Here is a 23,267-nt window from a genome sequence, read left to right as displayed (position 1 = left end):
CCCTATTCGGGTTTTGTCCGGTAAATGGTTGTCTTGTCGGTTTTGCCGGAGACGGCCTCTCCCGGCGAAGGGGTTGCCGCACCTTTCACTCCGCTCTTTCCCGGCCGTTTTTTCCGGAAGACCCCCAGCAGCGGAAGCAACGCCGCCAGCGTGATGACCGCCACCACGCGCAGGGCGTCCGTGACCCCTTCGACGTAGGTCTGCGCCGCGGAGACGGTCTCGTGTGCGGCGTGGTAGGAGGTTCGCGCCGAGAAGATCACCGTCAGGAGGGCGATTCCGATGCTTCCGGCCAGCTGTTTGATGCTGTTCGAAATGCCGGCCGCCGCGGCCATGTCCTGCTGGGTGAGGTTCTTGAGCGAGAAGAGGTTGAGCGGCGCGAACGTAAGTCCCATGCCGAAGCCGCGCAGATAGAGTATGAAGAGAATATGTCCGTGCGTGGTGTGGAGCGTGAAACGGCTGGCGAGCCAGAAACTCAGCGCCATGATCAGAATGCCCGCCGCGCTCAGCAGCAGTGGCCTGACATAGCGGGTCAGATAACCCGAAACGGCCGAGAGCACGCCCTGAATCACACCTACGGGCAGGAACATGCTTCCCGCCGCCAGTGCCGTGTATCCCAGTCCCCGCTGCATGTAGAGCGGCAGCAGATAGGTGCCGCCGAGCATGCCTATGGCGAAGAGCGTCAGCACGGCCATCGAAATTCCGAAGTTGCGTTCCGCGAGCAGCCGGATCTGCAGCAGCGGCGCGGGATTGCGCAGCTCCGCGACGATGAACCACGCCAGCGCCGCCCCAGCGACGATGAAACAGCCGATCACTTCGGGCGCGCTCCACCCGCCGGGATTCGACGGCGAATTGCCCCGCGCCAGCGCATAGATCGCCAGCGGCATGAAGAGCACGATGGCCGCGAACCCCTGCCAGTCGAACGGGCTGCGCGTCTGGTTCTTCCACTCCTTTTGGACGAATGCCGCGAGCAGGACGGCCAGCACTCCGACCGGCACGTTCACGTCGAATATCTTGTGCCAGCTGTACGCATCGACCAGATAGCCGCCCAGCAGCGGCCCGAACGAGATCGAAGCCGCCGCGGCCATCGACCACAGACCCAGCGCCAGACCGCGCTCCGCGGGCTTGAACTCGCGCGTCACGATCGCCAGTCCCAGCGCTTGTATGATGCCGCTTCCTACGCCCTGCAAGGCCCGCGCCCCGATCAGGAACGGGTCGCTCGAAGCCTTGCCGCAGAGCCACGAGCCGAGCGTGAACAGCACCAGTCCGAGGATATAGACGCGTTTGTTGCCGAACCGGTCCGCAAACCACCCTGCCGAAGGAAGCATGATCGTCATCGTAATCATGTAGGTCGTGATGACCCATTCGGCCGACGAGATGCCGATGCCGAAGGCCGACATGATCGCCGGCAGTCCGACGTTCACCACCGTCACGTCCAGCACGGCCATGAACGTTCCGAGCATGATCATGCCCAGAATCCACCATTTGTAGCCGCTGCTTTGCCGTATGTGTTCGCGCAGATTCGCCATTGCGCGGCAGTGCGTCAAAAAAAATGCCACCACAGCGGCGGCGGACCGAAGGGAGGGGAAAACCGGCGGCCTGAACAGCCGCCGCAGAGCAATCGGGACGACCCGCGTCCGGGGAATCGCAACGCGAGGCGGCCGGGCGGCAAAACCCGCGGATGCGGATAAGGCTGCGCCCGAAAAAAAAGGAACGCTCTCTATTCGAGAACGTTCCGTACGTGCAGGTCCTGTAAGCCGGGTTCTGTTTCCGGGGCGAACCCCGGACCTCTGTCATTTATCTAGGGCGGCAGTCTCCTGCCGTCTCAAGCAACCTACCCCCCGGCATCGGGCGAGCAACCCTTAATTGCCGGTATACACGGTCTTGCAACCCGCGAGACGTACTGCCGGGCGACATCGCTGCCCCCGCGGTGGGCTCTTACCCCGCCTTTTCACCCTTACCCGCCGGGAAATCCCTTGTGGGCGGTTCTTTTCTGTTACGCTCCTATACCCTCACGGATATCAAGTCATTAGCTTGCGCGGCGCTCTGCGTTGCCCGGACTTTCCTCTCCCGGCCACGGCCGGCAGCGACAGAGCGGACCTGCACCGCAAAGATAATAAAATTCGGCGGTATTCCCGCTTCGGGGGCGCGATATTCGGAAAATGCGTTTTCCTCCTCCGTACGGGCCGTACCGATGCGGTGCATGCGAAGTTTTTTGGAAATATCGGATTAAATAGTACTTTTGCTAAAGGCTGATTCCGTCCGCAGCGGCGGCCGAATCGTGCGAATAACCCGGCCTATGACAGATAACGCGCAAACAATCAACATGCAAGACAACCGTACGGTTGTGGGTTTGCTCCGCGCCGGAGACGAAAAATGTTTCGACGCGCTCTTCCGCCGTTATTATAAACCCCTCTGTACCTACGCCACCCGTTTCGTCACCCCGGCCCGCGCCGAGGAGCTGGTGCAGGATACGCTGATGTGGGTCTGGGAAAACCGCACGTCGCTGCTGCCCGAAATGCCCCTCAAGTCGCTGTTGTTCACCATCGTCAAGAACAAGTCGATCAACCATATGTCGCGCGATACGATCAAAAACCGCGTGATCCGCCAGCTCGCCGAAGACTATGCGGAGGAGTTCGACGATCCCGATTTTTACCTCGAAGGCGAACTGGTGGAGCGTCTCACGGCCGCGCTGCGCAAGATGCCGCCCGAATTCCAGCAGACTTTCCGCATGCACCGGCTCGAAGGCAGGACCCACAAGGAGATCGCCGCCGCGCTCGGCGTGTCGCCGCAGACGGTCAATTACCGGATCGGGCAGACCGTGCGCCTGCTGCGCGAAGAGCTGAAAGAGTACTGGCCGCTCGTCGTTTTGCTGTTGTGGCCGGACCTGCACTGAAAAAATACCGAAAATTCCCTATTTTTTTTGAATTCCGTTTAGCATCCTCTGCCGACGGATTGTATTACTATATAGATTAGCGAACAGATGACGAATTTACAGATCAGCGAAGAAGTATTGGCAGCCTACCTGAGAGGCGAACTGAATGCTGCGGAGGCCGCGGCCGTCGAAGCGTGGTACGACGCGTCGGCCGCCAACCGCAAACTGCTTGGGGAGGTTTATTACATATTATATGTCAACGACCGTATCAACGATACGGCCGGTATCGACGTCGAGCGTTCGCTCCGTCAGTTCAAGCGCCGCATGCACGCCGGACGCCGTATCTCCTTGCGGCGCATCGCGGTCCGCGCCGCCGCCGCTGCCGCCGTGGCGGTGATTCTGCTGGCCGGGGGCGTTACCACCGTGTCGCTTTCCAAACGCCTTGCGCAGCCCCTGACCGTCATCACCCATCTGGGCGAACGTTCGCAGGTGGTGCTGCCCGACGGCACCAAGGTCTGGCTCAACTCCGCCAGCAGCGTCGAGTACGTCGCACCGTTCTTTTCGCGCGAACGCCGCGTGAAGATGGACGGCGAAGCCTATTTCGAGGTGCAGCACGACGCTCAGGCGCCCTTCGTCGTCTCGACCAACGGACTCGACATCAAGGTGCTCGGCACCCGCTTCAACATCCGCAACGACGACAGCGACCACCGCATCACCACCGTCCTGCTCGAAGGAGCGGTCAAGGCCTACGCTTCGGGCGACGAGAAGGCCGCCGTGCGCCTGCGCCCCTCGCAGCAGCTGGTGTTCGATACCCGGACCGGCGCCATGCGCCTGACCGACGAACCTTCGGCCGACCGGTCGATCAACTGGATCGACGGCCGCTTCTGCTTCGAGCACGACACCTTCGGGGAGATCGTCGCCGAACTCAAACGCTACTACAACGTCGATATCCGCTTTATGGACGAAGCCCTGCGCAGCGAACGCTTCTCCGGCGACTTCCGCGTCGAGGACGGCATCTACCACATCATGTCGGTGCTGCAGCTCACCTATAAGTTCACCTACAAGGTCGTCGGCAACGACATCGAAATCTACCCGAATCCTAAACGATAACCTAATACCAACCTGAAAACCACCGAACCGCCTATGGGAGAATAATACGTCAGTTTTCGCAGGCCGCTGTACGCAGCGGCGGTTTTTGACAATCTACTTTTCAAAATCTAACCTAAATTCAGATCCATGAAAAAAACTTACCTTGCAGCAGGCAGGGGAGTGCATGCCGTCTCCGCATGTTTCCGTTGTCTGTTTCTTATCCCGATTTTCGTATTGGGATGCTTCGGCGCTCATGCCGCAGCACAGACGCAGCAGTCCGTTTCCCGCGTCAGCCTCGACGTCCGGGACGCCGCTATCGTCAACGTTTTCCAAACCGTTCAGCAGCAGACCGGCTGCTCGTTCGTCTACAACACGTCGGACATCGACACCGACCGCAAAGTGACCGTTTCCGCGCAGGACGAGCCGCTGACGGCTCTGCTCGACAAACTTTTCGCAGGTTCCGACATCGCCTACACGCTTCGCGACAAGCACATCGTCCTTTCGAAGAAAACTAAAAATTCCCCCCCCCACAACGCTCAGGGCGGAGTCAGCGGAACCGTTAAGGACGCTCAGGGCATGCCGCTGATCGGCGCCACGGTGCTGATTCAGGGCACGACGACCGGCGTGGCCGTCGATCTCGACGGCAATTTCATGCTGCCGCAGGCCAAGGTCGGCGACACGCTCGAAATTTCGCTGATCGGCTATGCCAAGCAAACCCTTCCCGTAACGGGCTCCGCGCCCCTTCAGGTGGTAATGCTCGAAGACAACGAGGTGCTCGACGCCGTCGTGGTGACCGCCCTCGGTATCAAGCGCGCCGAGAAATCGCTGACCTACAACGTGCAGGAGGTAGCCGGCGACATCGTCACCTCGGTCAAGGACGCCAACTTCATGAACTCCCTTTCGGGTAAGGTCGCCGGCCTTCAGATCAATGCCAGTGCATCGGGCGCCGGCGGTTCGACCCGCGTGGTGATGCGAGGCGTCAAGTCGATCAACGGCGAGAACAACGCCCTCTACGTGATCGACGGTATTCCGCTTCCGAGCCTGCGTTCGAGCCAGACCTCAGGCACGTATGAAACGCCCGACGGCGGCGACTTCGAAGGTATCGCCAACTTCAACCCCGACGACATCGAGTCCATGTCGATCCTTTCGGGTGCCACGGCTTCGGCCCTCTACGGTGCTCAGGGCGCCAACGGTGTGATCCTCATCACCACCAAGAAGGGCAAGGAGGGCCGCGTGCGGGTCAACTATTCGAACTCGACGACCTTCTCCCATCCCTTCGTGATGCCCAAATTCCAGAACACCTACGGCACGAGCGAAATCGAGCCGATGATGAGCTGGGGCAGCAAACTCGCCACGCCGACTTCGTACGATCCCGCGGATTTCTTCCAGACCGGATTCAACGAGACCAACTCGGTGGGCCTTTCCGCCGGTACCGAACGCAACCAGACCTATGCGTTGGCTTCCGCCGTCAATTCGCGCGGTATCGTACCCAACAATGTCTACAACCGCTACAATTTCTCGATCCGCAATACGACGATGCTTATCAAGGACCGCCTGACGCTCGACGTGGGCGCGACCTACATGAAGCAGTACACCCGCAACCAGACCATTCAGGGCCAGTACCGCAACCCGCTGGTGGGCATCTACCTCTTCCCGCGCGGCAACGACATCCGCAAATACGAGATTTACGAGCGTCCGGGTTCCGACTCGCGCTATATGGAGCAGTTCTGGGACCTCGAATTCCTCAAGGGCGTCGAGAACCCGTGGTGGATCACCAACCGCGAGCTGAACGAAAACCGTCAGCACCGCTACAGCTTCAACGCTACGATGAAGCTCGACATCACCGACTGGATGAGCCTGACGGGCCGTATCCGTACCGATAATGCGACGATCAACTACACCCGCAAACTCAGCGCTTCGACCAACACGCTCTTCGCTTCGAAGTACGGCAGCTACCTGAACCGCACGATGACGCACAACAACCTCTACGGCGACGTGCTGCTGAGCATCGACAAGAGCTTCTTCGACAATGCCTTCTCCCTGCAGTTCAACCTCGGCGCCAGCATCATGGACGACAAGAACCAGCTGACGGGTTACGAAGGTTATCTGGCGGGCATTCCCAACAAGTTCACCTACAACAACATCATCTCCGACAACTCGCAGAGTTTCCCGACGCAGGAGAACTACCACGACCAGATTCAGGCCGTGTATGCGACCATGCAGCTGGGCTGGCGGGGTATGCTCTACGTTGACGTTTCGGTCCGCAACGACTGGGCCTCGATGCTGGCCTTCACGCCCAAACAGAACATCTTCTATCCTTCGGTGGGCCTTTCGGCCGTGATTTCGTCGATGGCCGACCTCTCGAAGGCGGGCATCTCGTTCCTCAAGGTGCGCGGATCCTATGCCGAGGTGGGCAACGCTCCCGAACGTTACATCACCGGTCCCAACTACACGCTGACCAACGGCGTGGTGAGCACGGCGACGATCGCTCCGGCCAAGCACCTCGAAGCCGAGCGTACCAAGTCGTTCGAGGCCGGTCTCGACGTCAAGTTCTTGGGCAACAAGATCTCGGCTACGGCTACCTACTACAATACCAACACCTACAACCAGCTCTTCCTTTACGACGCACCTCCCAGCTCCGGCTACAAACAGAAATACATCAACGCCGGCAAGGTCAATAACTGGGGTATCGAGGCTTCGGCCGGATACAAGAACACATGGCGCGATTTCTCGTGGGCCACGACCCTCAACTTCTCGATGAACCGCAACAAGATCAAGGAGCTGGTTCCCGAAGGCACCCGCGATCCGGATACGGGCTCGCTGGTCGATATCAAGGAGGTCAATAAGGACTACGGCGGTTACCGTGTCAAGCTCGTCGAGGGCGGTTCGATCGGCGACTTCTATGTCAAAGGCCTGCTGACCGACGACAAGGGTCATATCTATGTCGATCCCAACTCCAACACCGTGCTGCTCGATCCCGATCCCGAAGCCTACATCTTCGCCGGCAACACCGAAGCCCGCTTCCGCTGGGGCTGGAACAACCAGTTCTCCTACAAGGGCGTTTCGCTCGGCGTGCTGATCGACGCACGTATCGGTGGCCGCGGCGTATCGGCCACGCAGGCCCTCATGGACCGCTTCGGCGTTTCGCAGGATTCGGCCGACGCCCGCGAGAACGGCGGCGTATGGATTTCCGACGACCAGCAGGTTCCCGACGCCAAGACCTTCTATGCCAACAGCGGCGACGGCATGGCGATGCTTTCGCACTATGTCTACAGCATGACCAATGTCCGCCTGCGCGAGCTTACGCTGGGTTACGACCTGCCCTCCAAATGGTTCCGCAACAAGGTCAATATGAGCGTATCGTTCGTCGGCCGCAACCTGTTCATGTTCTACAACAAGGCTCCGTTCGACCCCGAAGTGACCGCTTCGACGAGTACCTACTATCAGGGTGTCGACTTCTTCATGCAGCCGAGCGTCCGCACCCTCGGATTCAGTGTAAAACTCCAATTCTAAAGCTCAACCGACTATGAAACGAAACAATATCAAACAAGGATTCCTTTCGCTGGCGGCCGCCTGTCTGGCGTTCACCGCCTGCACCGGGGACTTCGAGCGCTTCAATACCGACCCCAATGCTGCGCAGGATGTGGATCTGAAGATGTTCATCACCACCATGCAGATGGACGCCGTCTACTCGTGCAGCGGCTCGGATACCGATCCCAACAACCGTTATCAAAAAGCTTATAACCTGATCGGCGACGTATACGCCGGTTATATGTCCGGTACGAACAACTGGGACGGCGGCACCAACCCCCAGATTTATGCGCTGAACGGCAGCGATTGGTGCAACGTACCTTTCAGCGAGTCGTTCACCAATGTCATGCCCGCTTGGCTGCAGCTGAAGTACGCCCACGCCAACGGTTTGCTCAGCGACGACATCTTCGCTGTGGCTAATATTCTGAAAGTCATGTCGCTTCATCGCGTGAGCGATATCTACGGCCCGCTGCCCGTGCTGCATTTCGGCGAGACGGAGAACCCTTACAATTCGCAGGAAGAGTGCTATATGCACTTCTTCGAGACGCTCGACAGCGCGATCGCGGTGCTGAAGGACGTCGTGGAGAACAATCCCGACGCCAAACCGCTCGAAGAGGTCGATGCCCTCTACCACGGCGATTATTCGAAATGGCTCAAGCTCGCCAACTCGGTGAAGCTGCGTCTGGCCATGCGCATCTGTTACGTGAAGCCCGACCTTGCGAAGCAGTACGCCATGGAAGCCGTCCGCGACGGCGTGATGGAGACGGCCGACGACAGCGCGCTTTTCCAGAGCTGGGGATCCATTACGATCATCAACCCGCTCGAAAAGATCTGGAACGGCTATAGCGACACCCGCATGGGCGCTTCGATGGACTCCTACCTCAACGGTTACAACGACCCGCGTCTTCCGGTTTATTTCCAGCCTGTCACCGAAGGCGACAACAAGGGCGAATACCGCGGTGTAGCCAACGGAATGCCCAATCCCCAGCAGGATGATTACAAGGCCATGTCCGCGCCCAACGTACAGGAGAAATCCACCGATTCGCCCTTGCGCTGGATGATGGCCTCGGAAGTCGCGTTCCTGCGCGCCGAAGGTGCCATGCGCGGCTGGACGGCCGAGATGGGCGGTACCGCCGAGGAGTTCTATAACAAGGGTATCGAGCTGTCGTTCCTCGAAAACGGCCTGAGCGCCGATGCCGCCGCAAGGTATGCCGCCGACGAAACGAGCAAACCGACCGACTTCACCGACGTTTCGGCCGCCAATACCAAGTATAATATTTCGGCCTTGGGCAAGATTACGATCAAATGGAACGCCGGCGCTTCCGAAGAGGAGCAGCTTGAGCGCATCATCACCCAGAAATGGATCGCCATGTTCCCCAACGGCACCGAGGCTTGGTCCGAATTCCGTCGTACGGGTTATCCCCTGATTTTCCCCGTACGCTCCAACTATCCGACCAGCGGCGTCGATACCAACAAGCAGATCCGCCGCATGGTCTTCCCGCAGTCGGAATACTCCAACAACGGCGCGGCCGTGCAGGAGGCCGTCAAACTGCTCGGCGGTCCTGACAACGGCGGCACGAAGCTGTGGTGGGACAAAAAGAATTAGTAACCTGAAACTATACCTGAGTAAACTATGAAAAATATATTGAAACATGCAGTAGTTTGTCTCGTGCTGGCGGCCGCGGTGGCCTCCTGTACGAAGGAGACGACGCCTGAGCGGATCAATATCCAGCATCCGGACCAGCAGTCGCCGATCCTGCGCGACAATGCCTATTACCAGAATCTCCGCGCCTACAAGCAGACCAAACACAAACTGGCTTTCGGCTGGTACGGTTCGTGGACGGCCGTCGGCGCGTCCTATCAGTCGCGTCTGATCAGCGCCCCAGACTCGATGGACATCATCTCGATCTGGAGCCAGTGGCACACGCTCACGCCCCAGCAAATGGCCGATAAGGAGTTCGTTCAGAAAACGTTGGGTACGAAAGTGACCTATACGATTTTTTCGGATAAACTGCCCGAACCGTTCCTTGAAATCGGCAACGGTGAATATACCGACGAGGCCATTGAAGCTTATGCAAAAGCCTATTGCAAAGACTCGATGGACAAGTATCAGTACGACGGCATCGATATCGACTATGAGCCGGGCTATGGTGCATCAGGGCCTTTTGTCGGACATGACAATGCTCTGTTTACCAAGTTGATCAATGCCATGAGCAAGTATGTCGGTCCGAAATCTGGTACCGGACGCCTGCTGATAATCGATGGCGTGCCTTATGCGGTGGATCGTTCGGTTGTGGATTGTTTCGACTATGGTATCGTGCAGGCGTATGCTTCTTCTGGTTATACCGATCTGCAAAATCGCTTCAATAATGCCGATGCAAAAGGCTGGAAGCCTGAACAGTATATCTTTGCCGAGAATTTTGAGTCTTATTGGAAAACTGGCGGTGTGAATTTTACGGACCGCGAAGGTAATAGGATGCCGTCTCTTTACGGTATGGCGACCTTTAATCCCACGCAGGGTGCCGGCGCCGGATTCGGTGCATACCATATGGAGTACGAATACGGTAATTCGGCCATGCCGTACCAATTTATGCGCAATGCGATTCAGATGGCCAATCCTGCCGGAGGCTGGAAAACGCCTATCGATGTGGCTTTTTCGAGTAACCAATCTTCCAACTTTTCGTTCGTTGTCGAGGACGATGGTTCGGTGACCGGAACGATGCAGGATAAAGTTTCGTTGTCGTTCTCGCGTCCCGTTGTAAGCGGTATGCAGTTGACGCTGGGTGTGGATAATTCGCTCGTAGCCGTTTATAACGATGAGAACGGTACGGAATATGAGACCGTCGATCCGTCGTTGGTTAAGATGGAGCCGATCCAGTGCGCCGAAAATCAGGTGTTCTCTCCCGATGCGACGATTACGCTCGATCCTAAGTCAATCGAAAAGGGGTATTATTTGATTCCGGTGGTGATCAGTCCTATTTCGGATGCCGGATATGCCGTCAAGGAGGGCTCCGTACATTATATCTTCGTTACGAAGGTCGCGATGGATGTCGAAATCGGCGCGACGACGCTCGACGGCTCGAAGATCGCTCCGACCTCGGCATGGACGATCACCTGCTGTCAGGGTACTGCGACGAGCGGCGCCACCGGTGTTTGGAACTGCGACTCCGCCGCGCAGAAGGCGGCCATGTTCGACGGCAAGCTCGACGGCAACTGCTGGTATGCAAGCAGCGCTTCCTATTCGTGGGGCAACGGCGGCAACTTCACCATCGACATGGGCGAAGTCAACGACGTGACCGGCCTGCGCTGGCATATCCACTATCAGGATTCCGAACCGCAGTGCACCGACCTCACCTACAGCGAAGACGGCAATGTCTGGTACAGCCTTTCGGCCGGCGTTCCCTTCACTCCGGTGCTGTCCGACAACTGGAAGTGGGTCAAATTCAAGAGAACGGTCAAAGCCCGCTATATCCGGGTTTACGTGGGTCTTGTAACGGGCTGGACGAGCATGAACGAAGCCGAAATCTACGGCCCGGCCAACTAGCGATTTATTAACCAGAAAAAAATGTATGTTATGAAACTGAAATATTTAATCGCCCCTTTCCTCCTCGCTGCGGCTGCTCTCTGCGGCTGTCAGGAGACGGCGGAAATCCATCCGGTGGCCTACATGACCGATGCGCAGAAGACGGTTTCCAAGTCGGTTACCATCGATACGCCCCCGGCCGGAACGGAGATTTCGGTCTCCTCCTCGGTGCCTGTGAATAAGGATACCAAAATCAAGATTTCGTTGCGCCCCGACCTGCTGGAGGAGTATAATGCCAAATACCAGAAAAATTATGTTATGCCCCCCGCAGACAGTTATACGCTCAGCGGTGACGAAGTGGTGATCTCGGCCGGTTACAGTCGCTCCTCGGAGGTCGATTTTACCGTCACGTCACTCGATGACTTTCAGGAGGGTACGACCTACTGCATGCCCGTGAGCATCGAGCGGATCGAAAACAGCGGTCTTGCCGTTTTGGAACCTTCTCGGACACTTTTCATAGTATTAAAAACACCGGTTATCAGTAAGGCTATCTACCTCGGATCAAGTAACATTTATAAAGTGCCGTCGTTTCAGGAAGACGCCAATCTTGCTGCACTCAAAGCCATAACGCTTGAAGCCCGTGTCTATATGGACGGATTCCAGAATTATGATCCTTATATTAGTTCGATTATGGGTATTGAGGGCGAGTGCGGTGTCCGCTTCGGAGACGTGAAGGTCCCCAAGAACGTTCTTCAGATCTGCCATGGCGATTATCAGCCTGCTGCGACCTCTAAACCTTTTGATACGGGCAAGTGGTATCATGTAGCTGCCGTATGGTCGGGGAAGAGTTGGGATATTTTTATCGACGGCGTGTATGTTACTGGTGTTGCGACACAGGGGGAGACCATCAACTTGTCGAGCGATAATTCGGGCGGTTTTTATCTCGGCGCTTCTTATGGCGGTGGACGTCCGCTCAATGGTTATGTCGCTGAGTGCCGGGTCTGGACGCGTGCGCTGACTGAGGCCGAGATATCGAACAACATGAATTATGTCAATCCGGAATCGGACGGCCTGCTGGCTTACTGGCGTATGAACGCTTGGGAGGCCAAGGACGGCGGCGGCAACATCGTCAAGGACCTTACGGGCCACGGCTACGACGCCGTGGGCGGCAGCTCCAACCCGAGGATGATGGACACCAAGTGGATGTAATCCGGATACCGGATACCATTCCGATCCGCTGAACGGAAGCCGTGCGGCTGGTGCAGGAGACTGCCGCCGGGGCACGGCTTCTTTTTATTCCGGTTTTTATTCCCGGCGGACCGGTCGCTTTTGGCGGAGCTGAATCCCGGCTTGGCGATACTCTCTTCCGTCGGCGGCAAATTTATTTGACGCGGCGCCGGATTGTGCTATCTTTGTACGAAGAACCAAACCGATCACCCATAAAACTTACCGATGAAACTACGACTTTTGCTTTTCACCGCCGCATGCGTGTTTTTCGCGGCATGCGGTAACTCCCGCGGCGATCTCTCGACGGGCATTATCCCCGCTCCGCAGCAGGTGGCGTGGGGCGACGGCGCCTTCCGGATGCCCTCTACGCTGCTCTTTGCGACCAACCTCGAAGGGCAGGCCAAGGCCGACCTTGAGGCGTGGATGCGGCGCTCCGGCGACGGCTTTTTCCCCGTCTCTTTCGCCGAAGCCGCCGGGGACGACATCCCCGTTCTCTACCTGCTGCTTGCCGAGGGCGGCGCGCCCGAAAGCTACCGCCTCGACGTCGCCCGCGGAAAAATCACCGTCACGGCGCCCGATGCCGCCGGACTCTTCTACGGACTTCAGTCGCTGGGCCAGCTGGCCGAACGCTGCGGCCGCCGGATTCCGGCCGTTGTGATCGAGGACGCTCCGCGCTTCGGCTACCGGGGCTTCATGCTCGACGTCTCGCGCCACTTCCGCGACAAGGAGTTCGTCAAGCGGCAGCTGGACCTCTTGGCCCGCTACAAATTCAACCGCTTCCACTGGCACCTGACCGACGGCGCCGGCTGGCGCATCGAGATCAAGAAATACCCCGTCCTTACCGACATCGCCGCATGGCGGCCCTATCCCGACTGGGAGGGGTGGAACTTCGGCGGCAAACGCTACTGCCGCCGCGACGATCCGGCGGCCGATGGCGGCTACTATACGCAGGACGAAATCCGCGAGGTGGTCGAATACGCCCGCGCCCTGCATATCGAGGTGATCCCCGAAATCGAGATGCCAGGCCACAGCGAGGAGGTGCTGGCCGTCTTCCCCGAACTTTCGTGCAGCGGGAAACCCTATCTCAATTCCGACTTCTGCATCGGCAACGAACAGACGTTCGAATTCCTCGAAAACGTCCTTTCCGAGGTGATCGGACTCTTCCCCTCGGAGTATATCCACATCGGCGGCGACGAAGCCTCGAAGCAGGGCTGGCGCACCTGCCCCAAATGCGCCGCGCGGATGCGCAAAGAGGGGCTGAAAGACGTCGATGAGCTGCAAAGCTACATGATCCGCCGCATCGAGACCTTCCTCAACGCCAAGGGCCGCCGCCTGCTGGGCTGGGACGAGATTCTCGAAGGGGGACTTGCGCCCGACGCCACGGTCATGTCGTGGCGCGGCACCGAGGGCGGCATCGCCGCTGCCACCGCCGGACATCATGCCGTCATGACCCCTTCGAATTACTGCTACCTCGACTTCTGTCAGGACGATCCCACGACCGAACCGGTCGCCGCCGCGGCGTTCCTGACCCTCGAACAGGCCTATTCCTACGATCCGGCTCCCGATTCGCTCGGCGCTCAGGTCGTGCCGATGATCCTCGGCGTGCAGGGCAACCTCTGGTGCGAGCACGTCCCGACCGCCGAGCATGCCGAGCATATGATGTGGCCGCGCCTGCTGGCCGTCGCCGAAGTGGGGTGGAGTGCGCCTGAAAGGAAGGATTACGACGACTTTTATGCCCGTGCGCTCGACGCCGTGGCATGGCTTCAGGAGCGCGGATACCACCCCTTCGATCAGAAGAACGCCGTGGGGCCGCGTCCCGAATCGCTCGAACCCCTCCGCTGCCTTTCGACCGGCAAGACCGTGATTTACCATACGCCCTACAGTCCCAAATACGCCGCTGCGGGCGACGGCTCGCTGACCGACGGACTGCGCGGCGGCTGGAACTACGGCGACCGACGCTGGCTGGGCTGGCTCGACACCGATGTCGATCTGGTCGTCGATCTGGGTGAGCGGCAGCCCGTGCGGCGCATCGCCGCCGATTTCATGCAGGGCTTCTACGCCGATATCTGGATGCCCCGTGCGGTCGAATTTTCGGTCTCGGACGACAACGAGCACTTCACGCCCCTCGCCACGGTCGGGAACGACATTCCGGTCGAATTCAAGCAGGACTGCTACAGGGAGTTCGGCTGGACGGGCCAGACCGAGGCGCGTTACGTCCGCCTGAAAGCCCGTCACAACGGCCGTCCCGGCGGCTGGATCTTCACCGACGAAATCATCGTCGAGTAACCGTCGCGTTGCGTCCGTTTTGCGAAAAGGGATGCGGCCGTCAGGCCGCATCCCTCTTTTTGACGGGTCCCTGAGGACCTTCAGTGTGTCGTTACTTGCGGATCAGCCGCTGTACGCCCGTCGGGGTTGCGGCTTTCGGCATCTCCGTTCCGGCGAGCGGTGCGATGCCGGTTTCGGCCTTGACTTCGGACTTCGTTACGGACGCCGAATTTTTGGTCATCGTGTAAGGCCCGATCGCATAATCCTGCAGCGTATATCCGGCCTTGAAGAGATCCGGCCAAATGACATACTGACCGCCCGAATAGATGGCGTAGTCGATGCCGCATACGGTGTATTCGGTCCCGTTATAGGTGAACTTCCGGCCTTCGAACAGCACTGAGTTACTGCCTATGTCATAACTGCCCGCGATCAGCTCCTGATCTGTGGTGTAGATCGGGTAGGGCGGCGTTTGCGTGGGATCGTTGAAATGATACCTAAGGTATACGTATGCCGTCAGGCCGTACATGCCCTGCGGGTCGAACGTCGGAATCGTGACGTTGCCGTCCTCGTTGTATTTGAGCAGGAAGGGGTAGTCGTCGCCCAGCGTGGTGATGCCCCAGCCCTTGACCCTGAAGCTTTCGTTGGTGCGGTAGGGCGTGATCTCCACGGTGTATGTCTGGGGCTGTTTGTTGATTTCCGACGAGGTCGAGGTCACGGTCCAAGTGCCTATATAACGCTCGTAGTCGGCCTCGCCCGTCGGTACGGCCGGGATCTTCACCTCGGTCTGTTCGATGGTCGTGCCGTGGGCGTTGGTGCCCGATGCGAGGAAGATGTATTCTGTATCAGCATCGACGTTGAAATAGAACGTGGCTCCGGTTTCCGAATTCGCCTGCGTCACAGCCGCCGAACTGATGGGGTTGCCGTAGCGGTTCATCACTTTTTCAAGCTCGCCCATTTGTTCGATCAGTTCCGGGAGCAGCGCTTTCGTCGTGCAGAGAACCTTTCCCGATTTCATCTCCGTACTCTTGACGGTGCCCGACAGCTGGAAGTACTCCTTGCCTTCGGCGGGCGCAGCCGTCAGCGTGAGCGTCGGCTTGGCCTTCGTGCCGTCGCTGATGCCGCCCCACGGGATCGGAATATCGGCGTAATCGGCCATCTGCGTACAGCCCTTGAAGGTATCCTTGTAACTGCTGGCCGAGGTGAAGATCTTGGCGCCGAAGATGTCGGGGTAATTCGTGCGTTCGTAGAGGTGCACCTTGACCTGCTGCTCGCCGTCCTGCACCATCGTGTAGGGCGATTCGCCGGTGAAGGCGGTGCAGCCGCTGAAGGTTTTGCTCGCCGTCGAGATTTTTTTCATGCTGTCGAAAATGGTTACGGGCAGCGATTCGAGCGACGTGCAGTTGAGGAACATTTCGCTGATGATGGTCGTACCTTCGAAATGGCGGAACATGTCTTCGGGAACGGTCTTGAGCGACGTACAGCCGCTGAACAGGTAAGCGGCGGACGTGCCGTTTTTCACGCTTTCCGGGAAGTAGTCCGCAGGCGCCGTTTCCAGCTGCGTGCAGTCTTTCCAGAGCGCGGGAATCGTTTTCAGCGCGACGCAGTGCTTCAGCGAAGGGAATTCGGTCAGTTTGATACACCCTTCATAGAGATAGCTGGCCGTGGTGATTTTGGTCATGTTCTTGAAAATATCGACGGGAATGGTCTCCAGCGTCTTGCAGCCGCTGAACAGACTGTTCATGTTCGTCGCTTCCGTGAGGGTGTCGAACAGCCCTTCGGGGAGTGATTTGAGGTTTGCACACCCCTTGAACAGCGACGCGACGTTGGTGAGCTTGGTCATGTTCTTGAACAGCTCTGCGGGCAGGGTTTCGAGCGCCGCGCAGCCGAAGAATCCCGACGTGAGGCTGTTCGCTTCCGTCTGGTTGGTGAAGAATGTTTCGGGAACGCTCTTGAGCGATGCGCAGTTGTTGAAGATGCTTCCGAGGTTGGTCAGGGCGGGCATGTCGGCCAGCAGTCCTGCCGGAACGCTTTCCAGCGCCTTGCAGCCGCTGAACAGGCCGGATGCCGAGGTGGCTTTTGTCGTCTTTTCGAAGAGTTTTTCCGGGACGCTCTTTAGCGCCGTGCAGTTGTAGAACATCGAGGCGACCGAGGTGATTTCGGGCGCGCCGGCCAGCAGTCCTTCGGGCACGGTTTCCAGAGCCGCACACCCGGAGAACATGTATTCGACCGTGGTGACGGCGGCGAAGGCGTCCTCTTCGGGCTGGGGCACGGTTACGAGCGAGGTGTTCGCGAAGGCGTAATCCAGCGTCGTCATGCCGAGTTTGCCCCATTGTCTGACTTCGAGAATGGCGGGAGCCACGGTTTTGTTGGTGAGTCTTCCGGAGAGTTTTTCCGTGGTTCCGCTTATGGTTACGTAATAGATGCCGGATTCGGCGTAGGTGTGGTTCACCATCGCGGCCGCGGTCGAGATCGTGGCTGCGACCGGCTCGCTCTGGCCGTCGCCCCAGTTGATCGTGACGTCCACGGCGCCGTAGAGGGGCAGGTAGACCTTGTTGTTGTAGGCGCTGCTGCTGTATTCCTTCGCTTCGACCTTGAGCACCATCTGGGCCGGGTCGTAATAGGCTTCCTGATAGATCAGGATGGTTTCGATCACCGTCTCTCCCGCCACCAGCTCGATGTTGGCGCTGCGGGACTGGGTTTCCGTGTTGGCCGCGACGTTAAAGGTCAGGGTTTCGGTCCGAATCTCCCCCCCCCTCGTCTCTGCCAGCGTAATCCATGCTTTCGCGGCTTCGGGAATCGCTACCGTGTAATCCAGATCGGTCTCCACCTCGACCGTTACGGGGCCTCCTGCGGCCGTCGCCTCCTTCGAGGAGGTCGAGACGTTCAGCACGCCCGACACGAATGTCAGCGTGCGCATCAGCGTCTTGGCGTCGCCGTCGCTGACCAGCACGATGACCTTGCCGGTCGAGCTGTTGCCGGGAGCCGTCACGGCGATCGTTCCGCCTTCGTTGCCCGTGCGTTTCACTTCGGCCTTCCATGCGCCGTCAGCGAGGGCCTGAATGTCGGTTTTGGCGTCGGCTCCGGTCAGCGTGAAGGGAATTTCCGCCGTTTCGCCCACGCGGATCGTCGCCGAGGCGGTGTCGAACGCGATGCCGAACTGCACGTACAACTCGAACGTCAGCACCGTTCCGTCGGCCAGCGTCAGGTAAACCAGCTTGCCGTCCTCGCTCGTGGCGACAGACTTGAACAGATTCTGGTCCGTCTGGGCCTGTCCGCAGTCGGTCCACGTCGCGCCGTTGTCGTAGGATACCCACCAATGGCTGTTTTCGATCTTGAATTCGGGGGTGACGCCCGATACGGGAAGTTTTTTGCCGTTGTCGAGGATAAAGTCGCCGTTGAGCGTCCAGTAGTAGACACCGTCGGAATCCTGTTTCACCCCGATGACCGACGAAGTCCCGTCTTTTCCGTCGCTGATGGTGATCGTCGAGGTCTCGCCGGCCGCGGTGACCAGCGTGATGACGTAGCCGCCGTCTTCACCGGGCTGTACGTCCGAGATGAACCGTTTCCCGGCGACAAGCTCCTTGAGTGTTGTGACGTCGGAGTTGAGCGCCTTGACGAGCGCCTGCAGTTCGGTGAGCTGACCGTCGAGGTCGTCCAACCGTTTTTGGATGTCCGTATCGTCGTACGAACATCCGATCAGTGCCATTAGCGGCACAATCATCAGAAGAATTTTTTTCATGGCAAGCCTTTTAAAGAAATTGGTTTAAAAGAACTGAGTGATCGCTTCAAATATAGTAAAATTGATGATTTCTGCTGCATTTTCTCCGGATTTTTTGTTTAAAGTTGCCTTGCAAGCTCTTCTGAAGGGGGTGATCCGGGGGTGCAGCGGGTGATGTAAAGTCTCTTGCCTGTTTGTTTTATTGTTAAATATTGACACGGCGAGCCTTCGCACCATACGGGATTTCGTTTGTCTTTTATTGCTCCGAATGCGGCAAACGGCAAAGGGGGAGACGCATCATCGTCTCCCCCTTTACCGTATTTTTTACGGATAAAATTCTTTCCGAAGTAAGTTATTCCCTGAAGATGTTGAGGTGCGCCAGCAGCGGATTGCGGCGGTCGAGCAGCAGGAACTCCGCCAGCAGCAACACGATTGCCGCGAGCAGCAGGTATTGGTACTGTTCGTTGAACTCTTCGAAGCGCATCACCGACAACTCGCTCTGCTCCATTTCGTTGATGCTCTTCACGATCTCGTCGAGACCGATCGACTGCTTGCTCGAACGGACATAGGCGCCGCCCGTGATGTCGGCGATCTGGGCCAGCATCTCCTCGTTGAGCTTCGAAACGACCATGTCGCCCTTCTCGTCCTTGATGAATTCGCCGCCGATCTGAATCGGGGCGCCTTCGGGCGTGCCGATGCCGATGGTGTAAATCCGTATGCCCATCTCCGCGGCGCGCCGTGCGGCCGCCAGTGCGTCGTCCTCGTGGTTCTCTCCGTCGGTGATGAGGATGACGACGCGGCTGTGATTTTCCTCGGTTTCGCCCGAAAACGACATCAGGGCCTGCGACAGCGCCTTGCCGATGGCCGTGCCCTGCACCGGCACCAGCGACGGGTCGATGCGCTTGGCGAAGGCCTTGGCCATGCGGTAGTCCGAGGTGATCGGCAGCTGCACCTTCGGCTCCCCGGCGAAGACGATCAGCCCGACACGGTCCTGATGCAGACCGTCGAAGAGCTTGTTGATGGCGTATTTGGTCCTCTCCAGCCGGTTGGGTTCGAAATCTTCGGCCAGCATCGAGTTCGAGACGTCTACGGCCAGCATCATCTCGACGCCCTGCGTCTTCTCTTCGCGGAGTTTCGACCCGAACTGCGGGCGTGCCGCCGCCAGTATGAGCAGCGTGACCGCTGCGCAGAAGAGGATGAATTTGAGCGTCACGCGCCCGGTCGATACTTCGGGCATCAGCTCTTCCAATACCTGCATGCGCCCGAAGCGCTCCAGCCGCCTGCGGCGGTTGCGCGCCGCCAGCCAGAAGAGCAGGATCAGCGCGGGTATGACCGGCAGCAGCCAGAAATATTGCGGATTTGCGAATCTAAACATTGCAAATTACGTTTTACGGTATTCTTTTCAGCACCAGATTCGAGAACAGGAACTCCAGCACGAGCAGCCCCAGACCCGCCAGCGCCCAGAGCAGGAACTGCTCGTGGTAGGTGACGTGTTCCGTAACTTCCACCTTGCTCTTTTCCAGTTGGTTGATCTGGTCATAAATGGCCTTGAGCTTGGCCTTGTCCGTGGCGCGGAAATATTGTCCGCCGGTCTGCTCGGCGATCGACCTGAGGGTTTTCTCGTCGATCTCGACCTTCGCCATGACGGTTCCTCCGGTCGGCGTGCCGTAGATGTCCACGGCGGGGTAGGGGGCCATGCCCTCGGTGCCGACGCCGATGGTGTAGACGCGGATGCCCTGCGCTTTGGCGATCTCGGCCGCCGTCTGGGGCGCGATCTCGCCGCGGTTGTTCACGCCGTCGGTCAGCAGGATGATGACCTTCGACTTGGCTTCGCTCTCGCGCAGGCGGTTTATCGCCGTGGCCAGTCCGTTGCCGATGGCCGTGCCGTCCTCGATCAGTCCGCTGCGGATGCGTGCCAGCAGCGTCTGGAGCGTTCCCTGATCCGTCGTCAGCGGGCTTTGTGTGAAGGCTTCGCCCGCGAAGGCTACCAGTCCGATGCGGTCGCCGTAACGGTCCGCGATGAACGATCCGGCCACCTCCTTGGCCGCCGTGATGCGGTCGGGGCGGAAGTCCCGTGCCAGCATCGAACCCGAAACGTCGATGGCCAGCATGATGTCGATACCCTCGGTGTTCGTGCGCGAAAGACGCTCGACGTCCTGCGGGCGCGCCAGCGCCACGATCAGCAGGGCCAGCGCCGCCAGCCGCAGTACGAACGGCAGATGCCGCAGCCAGTAGCGTACGGTCTTCGGCGCGCGCACGACCCCTTCGACGCTCGAAATCTGGATCGACGCGCCGCCCTGCAGCGTACGCCACACGTAGTAGGCGATCATCGGCACGAGCGCCGACAACAGCCACAGATAATATGGTGATGCGAAATGCATAGTTCCTCTTTTTTACCAGTTTTTCGATCCGCGCACCACGACGCCCTGCTTCTCCTTGAGTTTGTCCTGCGTGCGGTCCTCCTGCGCCTGAATGGCGTCGAGCATCTGCTCCTGCTCCTGCGGCGAAATGCCGGCCGGAACGGGCTGCGGCTCTCCCTGCTGATCGCCTTCCTGCTCCTTGTCGGGCTGCGCGGGGTTCTGCTGCGGGTCGCCCTGCTGCTCCTTGTCGTCGCCCTGCCCCTTGTCGTCCTTCTGTTGGTCGTCTTTCTGCTGATCGCCGTTCTGCCGGTCCTGACCGCCCTGCTGCTCCTTGTTTTGGTCTTGATTCTTGTCGTCGCCGCCGCCACCGCCGCCGTTCTCGTCGTCGTCGATCAGACGCTTGGTGTAGGCGTAGTTGTATTTGGCCTCCTGATCAGAGGGATTCAGCCGCAGCGACTGCTTGTAGCTTTCGAGCGCTTCCTTGTATTTCTGCTGCTTGAACTGCGCGTTTCCGAGGTTGTAGAAGGCTTGGGCGCGCTCGTCGTCCGTGCGCAGCGTATCGGCCGCCGCCTGCCGCATGGTCTGCTCGGCCTTGTCGAACCGTTCGGCCTTGTAGAGCGCGTTTCCGAGGTTGTAACGGGCCTCGAACGATTCGGGTGCGGCCTCCAAAGCCCGCTCGTAACGCTCGATGCTCTTTTCGTAATTGCCCTTGTTGTACTGCCGGTTGCCGCGGCGCACCTCGCTGCGTTCGGGCATGTCCTGCGCCGAAGCGCCGAGGGCGGCAAAGAGAAATACGATATATAGGAGTCTGTACATCTTGTTACGCATTTTGGTTTTGCATCGGGTCCGGTTGCTCCGGCTCCTCCTCTTCGACGACGAGCTTGGTCTCCTCGACGAAATAGAACGCCTTCAGGTAGTCGGCTTCGTTCTGCTCGCCGTCGGGCGTCGCCTTGGCGAACTTCACCAGATCGGCGTCGCGCAGGATCGCCGTAAGGTCCATCCGGGCCTTGTCGGGCAGCTCTTCGCTGCGCATCGCCTCGATGATCTCGTCGGAGGTCATCTCCATGGCGCCCACGCCCCAGCGCGCCGCGATGTAGGTGCGCAGGATGTCCGTCAGTCCCGAATAATACTGCTTGTGCCTGTTGTTCTGCCATAGTTTCTGGTTGTGCAGCGCTTCGAGGGCCTTGATCGCCACCACGTGGGGCGGCTGCGGCGGCGCGGGCTTGAACAGGTCGCCCAGCCCCTTGCCGTAACGGGCCAGAATGCGCTTGAGCGCATAGAGCGCCACCAGCGCCAGCAGCAGGGCCAGCACGCCCCATTTGGCGTATCCGCTGACCTCCGCGAAGCGGAACGGCAGGTTGCGCTGGGGTTTCAGGTCGTAGATCGACTGCGAGGTCGAGTCGATCTGGAACGTGGCCACCTCCAGATAGAGCGAGTCGCGCGCCCGGAGCGTATCGACGATGTTCTTGTCGGCATACAGCACGGCCGGCAGTCCGAGGTTCCACTTGCCCTCCTCGAACGCCGCCAGCGTGTAGCGCTTGCGCAGCCTGAGGTGGCGTCCGTCGCGTTCGAGCGTGTCGATCGGGTGGTCCTTGACCAGTTCGAGGGGACTTCCCTCCTTGTTTTCGAATTCCGGGAACTGCACCACCTGCACCAGATCCTTGTCCACCTCGACCGTCAGGTCGAACCGGTCGCCGATCATGATGCTGTCCGGCTCGATGCGCGCCGTGACCGTCGGTGCGTTCTGCGCCCGGACGGCCGCGCCCGCAAGGAGCAGTGCTATTGCTAAAAGTCGTTTCATCGCTGTTTGAACAGTTTTAACAGTTCGGCCACGTAATCGCCGTCGGTCGAGATCATCGTCGAATCGATGCGGTTGTGCTTGAGCGTCGAGTCGATCTCGGCGCTGCGTCGCTCCCACGTCCGGGCGTAGTGCTCCCGCACGGCCCGCGACGAGGTGTCCACCCATACCTTGCGGCCGCTCTCGGCGTCCTTCAGCTCGACGATGCCCACGTCGGGCAGCTCCGTCTCGCGGGGATCGTATACGCGGATGCCCACCAGATCGTGCTTGCCCCCGGCGATCTTCAGCGCGTCGTCCAGCGCGGCCTTGTCCTTCGACGAATCCATGAAGTCCGAGAGGATGAAGGTCGTGCAGCGTTTCTTGTTGACGTTGGTCAGAAACCGCACCGGCTCCGAAAGCTTCGTGCCGGTCGATTCGGGCCGGAAGCCCACCAGCTCGCGGATGATCATCAGGATGTGGCTGCGCCCCTTCTTCGGGGGGATGAACTTCTCGACCTTGTCCGAGAAGAAGATGCAGCCCACCTTGTCGTTGTTCTGCGCGGCCGAGAAGGCCAGCACGGCGGCGATTTCGGTGATGATGTTCTTCTTCAGGCGGTCCGTCGATCCGAACATGCGCGATGCGGAGACGTCCACCAGAAGCATCATCGTCAGTTCGCGCTCCTCCTCGTAGATTTTGATGTGGGGTTTGCGCGACCGGGCCGTCACGTTCCAGTCGATGTCCCTTACGTCGTCGCCCGCGCGGTACTCCCTGACTTCGGAAAACGACATGCCCCGTCCGCGGAAAGCCGTATGGTACTTTCCGGCGAAGATCTCGTTCGAAAGACCGCGGGTCTTGATCTCGATCTTACGGACGCGTTTCAGAATATCGTTCTCGGTCTGCTGCAT

At 59.1% G+C, this 23,267-nt stretch carries 14 protein-coding genes and 1 other RNA gene; 7 read left to right on the top strand and 8 right to left on the bottom strand.

Going from position 1 to position 23,267, the window contains the following annotated elements; genetic code table 11:
* Nucleotides 1-2 precede the first annotated feature (2 nt).
* Together ACESTR_RS02265 and rnpB are read right to left on the bottom strand one after the other, a co-directional pair.
* Nucleotides 3-1,526 (bottom strand): DHA2 family efflux MFS transporter permease subunit, encoded by a 1,524-nt coding sequence (locus ACESTR_RS02265; RefSeq protein WP_302575435.1) that lies wholly within the window; start codon nt 1,524-1,526, stop codon nt 3-5.
* Nucleotides 1,527-1,734: 208 nt separating this feature from the next.
* Nucleotides 1,735-2,103, bottom strand: an RNA gene (rnpB, locus tag ACESTR_RS02260) — RNase P RNA component class A.
* Nucleotides 2,104-2,296: 193 nt separating this feature from the next.
* Between rnpB and ACESTR_RS02255 the strand changes: the two genes are divergently transcribed.
* The 7 genes from ACESTR_RS02255 (at nt 2,297) to ACESTR_RS02225 (ending at nt 14,528) form a co-directional block, all read left to right on the top strand.
* Nucleotides 2,297-2,893, top strand: a complete 597-nt coding sequence (locus ACESTR_RS02255; RefSeq protein WP_130062911.1) for an RNA polymerase sigma-70 factor — start codon at nt 2,297-2,299, stop codon at nt 2,891-2,893.
* 87 nt (nt 2,894-2,980) lie between these two features.
* Nucleotides 2,981-3,982 carry a FecR family protein gene (locus ACESTR_RS02250; RefSeq protein ID WP_039939430.1) on the top strand — a complete coding sequence of 334 codons (1,002 nt, stop codon included), beginning with the start codon at nt 2,981-2,983 and terminating at the stop codon, nt 3,980-3,982.
* A gap of 126 nt (nt 3,983-4,108) precedes the next feature.
* The gene (locus ACESTR_RS02245; RefSeq protein WP_279063179.1) at nt 4,109-7,474 is read left to right on the top strand and encodes a SusC/RagA family TonB-linked outer membrane protein; all 3,366 of its coding nucleotides are present in this window, start codon (nt 4,109-4,111) and stop codon (nt 7,472-7,474) included.
* A 13-nt stretch (nt 7,475-7,487) separates the two neighbouring features.
* Nucleotides 7,488-9,098, top strand: a complete 1,611-nt coding sequence (locus tag ACESTR_RS02240) for a SusD/RagB family nutrient-binding outer membrane lipoprotein (RefSeq protein ID WP_014775395.1) — start codon at nt 7,488-7,490, stop codon at nt 9,096-9,098.
* Between the two features lie 27 nt (nt 9,099-9,125).
* Nucleotides 9,126-11,036, top strand: a complete 1,911-nt coding sequence (locus tag ACESTR_RS02235; RefSeq protein WP_195559126.1) for a glycoside hydrolase family 18 — start codon at nt 9,126-9,128, stop codon at nt 11,034-11,036.
* 21 nt (nt 11,037-11,057) lie between these two features.
* Complete coding sequence (locus ACESTR_RS02230) at nt 11,058-12,224, top strand: DUF1735 and LamG domain-containing protein (RefSeq protein WP_373178748.1); 1,167 nt, start codon at nt 11,058-11,060, stop codon at nt 12,222-12,224.
* A gap of 243 nt (nt 12,225-12,467) precedes the next feature.
* Nucleotides 12,468-14,528, top strand: coding sequence for a family 20 glycosylhydrolase (locus tag ACESTR_RS02225; protein ID WP_315976100.1), 2,061 nt, complete (start codon nt 12,468-12,470; stop codon nt 14,526-14,528).
* Nucleotides 14,529-14,619: 91 nt separating this feature from the next.
* Here ACESTR_RS02225 and ACESTR_RS02220 read toward each other — a convergent pair whose 3' ends face one another.
* The 6 genes from ACESTR_RS02220 to ACESTR_RS02195 all read right to left on the bottom strand — a co-directional run bounded on the left by ACESTR_RS02220 (nt 14,620) and on the right by ACESTR_RS02195 (nt 23,267).
* Nucleotides 14,620-18,246: a PL29 family lyase N-terminal domain-containing protein gene (locus ACESTR_RS02220; RefSeq protein ID WP_278973132.1), complete on the bottom strand. Its 3,627-nt coding sequence runs from the start codon at nt 18,244-18,246 to the stop codon at nt 14,620-14,622.
* Between the two features lie 331 nt (nt 18,247-18,577).
* Nucleotides 18,578-19,600: a vWA domain-containing protein gene (locus ACESTR_RS02215; protein WP_022044353.1), complete on the bottom strand. Its 1,023-nt coding sequence runs from the start codon at nt 19,598-19,600 to the stop codon at nt 18,578-18,580.
* A 13-nt stretch (nt 19,601-19,613) separates the two neighbouring features.
* Nucleotides 19,614-20,606, bottom strand: a complete 993-nt coding sequence (locus ACESTR_RS02210; RefSeq protein ID WP_022044354.1) for a vWA domain-containing protein — start codon at nt 20,604-20,606, stop codon at nt 19,614-19,616.
* 12 nt (nt 20,607-20,618) lie between these two features.
* The gene (locus ACESTR_RS02205) at nt 20,619-21,401 is read right to left on the bottom strand and encodes a tetratricopeptide repeat protein (RefSeq protein WP_022044355.1); all 783 of its coding nucleotides are present in this window, start codon (nt 21,399-21,401) and stop codon (nt 20,619-20,621) included.
* A 4-nt stretch (nt 21,402-21,405) separates the two neighbouring features.
* On the bottom strand, nt 21,406-22,386 hold the full coding sequence (locus ACESTR_RS02200) for a hypothetical protein (RefSeq protein ID WP_195559130.1): 981 nt from the start codon (nt 22,384-22,386) through the stop codon (nt 21,406-21,408).
* Complete coding sequence (locus ACESTR_RS02195) at nt 22,383-23,267, bottom strand: DUF58 domain-containing protein (RefSeq protein ID WP_009596218.1); 885 nt, start codon at nt 23,265-23,267, stop codon at nt 22,383-22,385. Before ACESTR_RS02195 ends, ACESTR_RS02200 begins: the two co-directional genes overlap by 4 nt.

The sequence above is a fragment of the Alistipes sp. DJF_B185 genome, from assembly GCF_964250025.1.
Classification (GTDB): Bacteria; Bacteroidota; Bacteroidia; order Bacteroidales; family Rikenellaceae; genus Alistipes; species Alistipes finegoldii.
The sequence above is the reverse complement of the archived record's forward strand: the minus strand, read 5'-3'. Positions and strand labels throughout refer to the sequence as shown.

What these genes read in the sequence shown, in the direction of transcription:
- ACESTR_RS02250 (WP_039939430.1), top strand. Translation starts at nt 2,981, where the DNA reads ATGACGAATTTACAGATCAGCGAAGAAGTATTGGCAGCCTACCTGAGA.
- ACESTR_RS02230 (WP_373178748.1), top strand. Translation starts at nt 11,058, where the DNA reads ATGTATGTTATGAAACTGAAATATTTAATCGCCCCTTTCCTCCTCGCT.
- ACESTR_RS02215 (WP_022044353.1), bottom strand. Translation starts at nt 19,600, where the DNA reads ATGTTTAGATTCGCAAATCCGCAATATTTCTGGCTGCTGCCGGTCATA.
- ACESTR_RS02235 (WP_195559126.1), top strand. Translation starts at nt 9,126, where the DNA reads ATGAAAAATATATTGAAACATGCAGTAGTTTGTCTCGTGCTGGCGGCC.
- ACESTR_RS02265 (WP_302575435.1), bottom strand. Translation starts at nt 1,526, where the DNA reads ATGGCGAATCTGCGCGAACACATACGGCAAAGCAGCGGCTACAAATGG.
- ACESTR_RS02240 (WP_014775395.1), top strand. Translation starts at nt 7,488, where the DNA reads ATGAAACGAAACAATATCAAACAAGGATTCCTTTCGCTGGCGGCCGCC.
- ACESTR_RS02205 (WP_022044355.1), bottom strand. Translation starts at nt 21,401, where the DNA reads ATGTACAGACTCCTATATATCGTATTTCTCTTTGCCGCCCTCGGCGCT.
- ACESTR_RS02195 (WP_009596218.1), bottom strand. Translation starts at nt 23,267, where the DNA reads ATGCAGCAGACCGAGAACGATATTCTGAAACGCGTCCGTAAGATCGAG.
- ACESTR_RS02225 (WP_315976100.1), top strand. Translation starts at nt 12,468, where the DNA reads ATGAAACTACGACTTTTGCTTTTCACCGCCGCATGCGTGTTTTTCGCG.
- ACESTR_RS02220 (WP_278973132.1), bottom strand. Translation starts at nt 18,246, where the DNA reads ATGAAAAAAATTCTTCTGATGATTGTGCCGCTAATGGCACTGATCGGA.
- ACESTR_RS02200 (WP_195559130.1), bottom strand. Translation starts at nt 22,386, where the DNA reads ATGAAACGACTTTTAGCAATAGCACTGCTCCTTGCGGGCGCGGCCGTC.
- ACESTR_RS02210 (WP_022044354.1), bottom strand. Translation starts at nt 20,606, where the DNA reads ATGCATTTCGCATCACCATATTATCTGTGGCTGTTGTCGGCGCTCGTG.
- ACESTR_RS02255 (WP_130062911.1), top strand. Translation starts at nt 2,297, where the DNA reads ATGACAGATAACGCGCAAACAATCAACATGCAAGACAACCGTACGGTT.
- ACESTR_RS02245 (WP_279063179.1), top strand. Translation starts at nt 4,109, where the DNA reads ATGAAAAAAACTTACCTTGCAGCAGGCAGGGGAGTGCATGCCGTCTCC.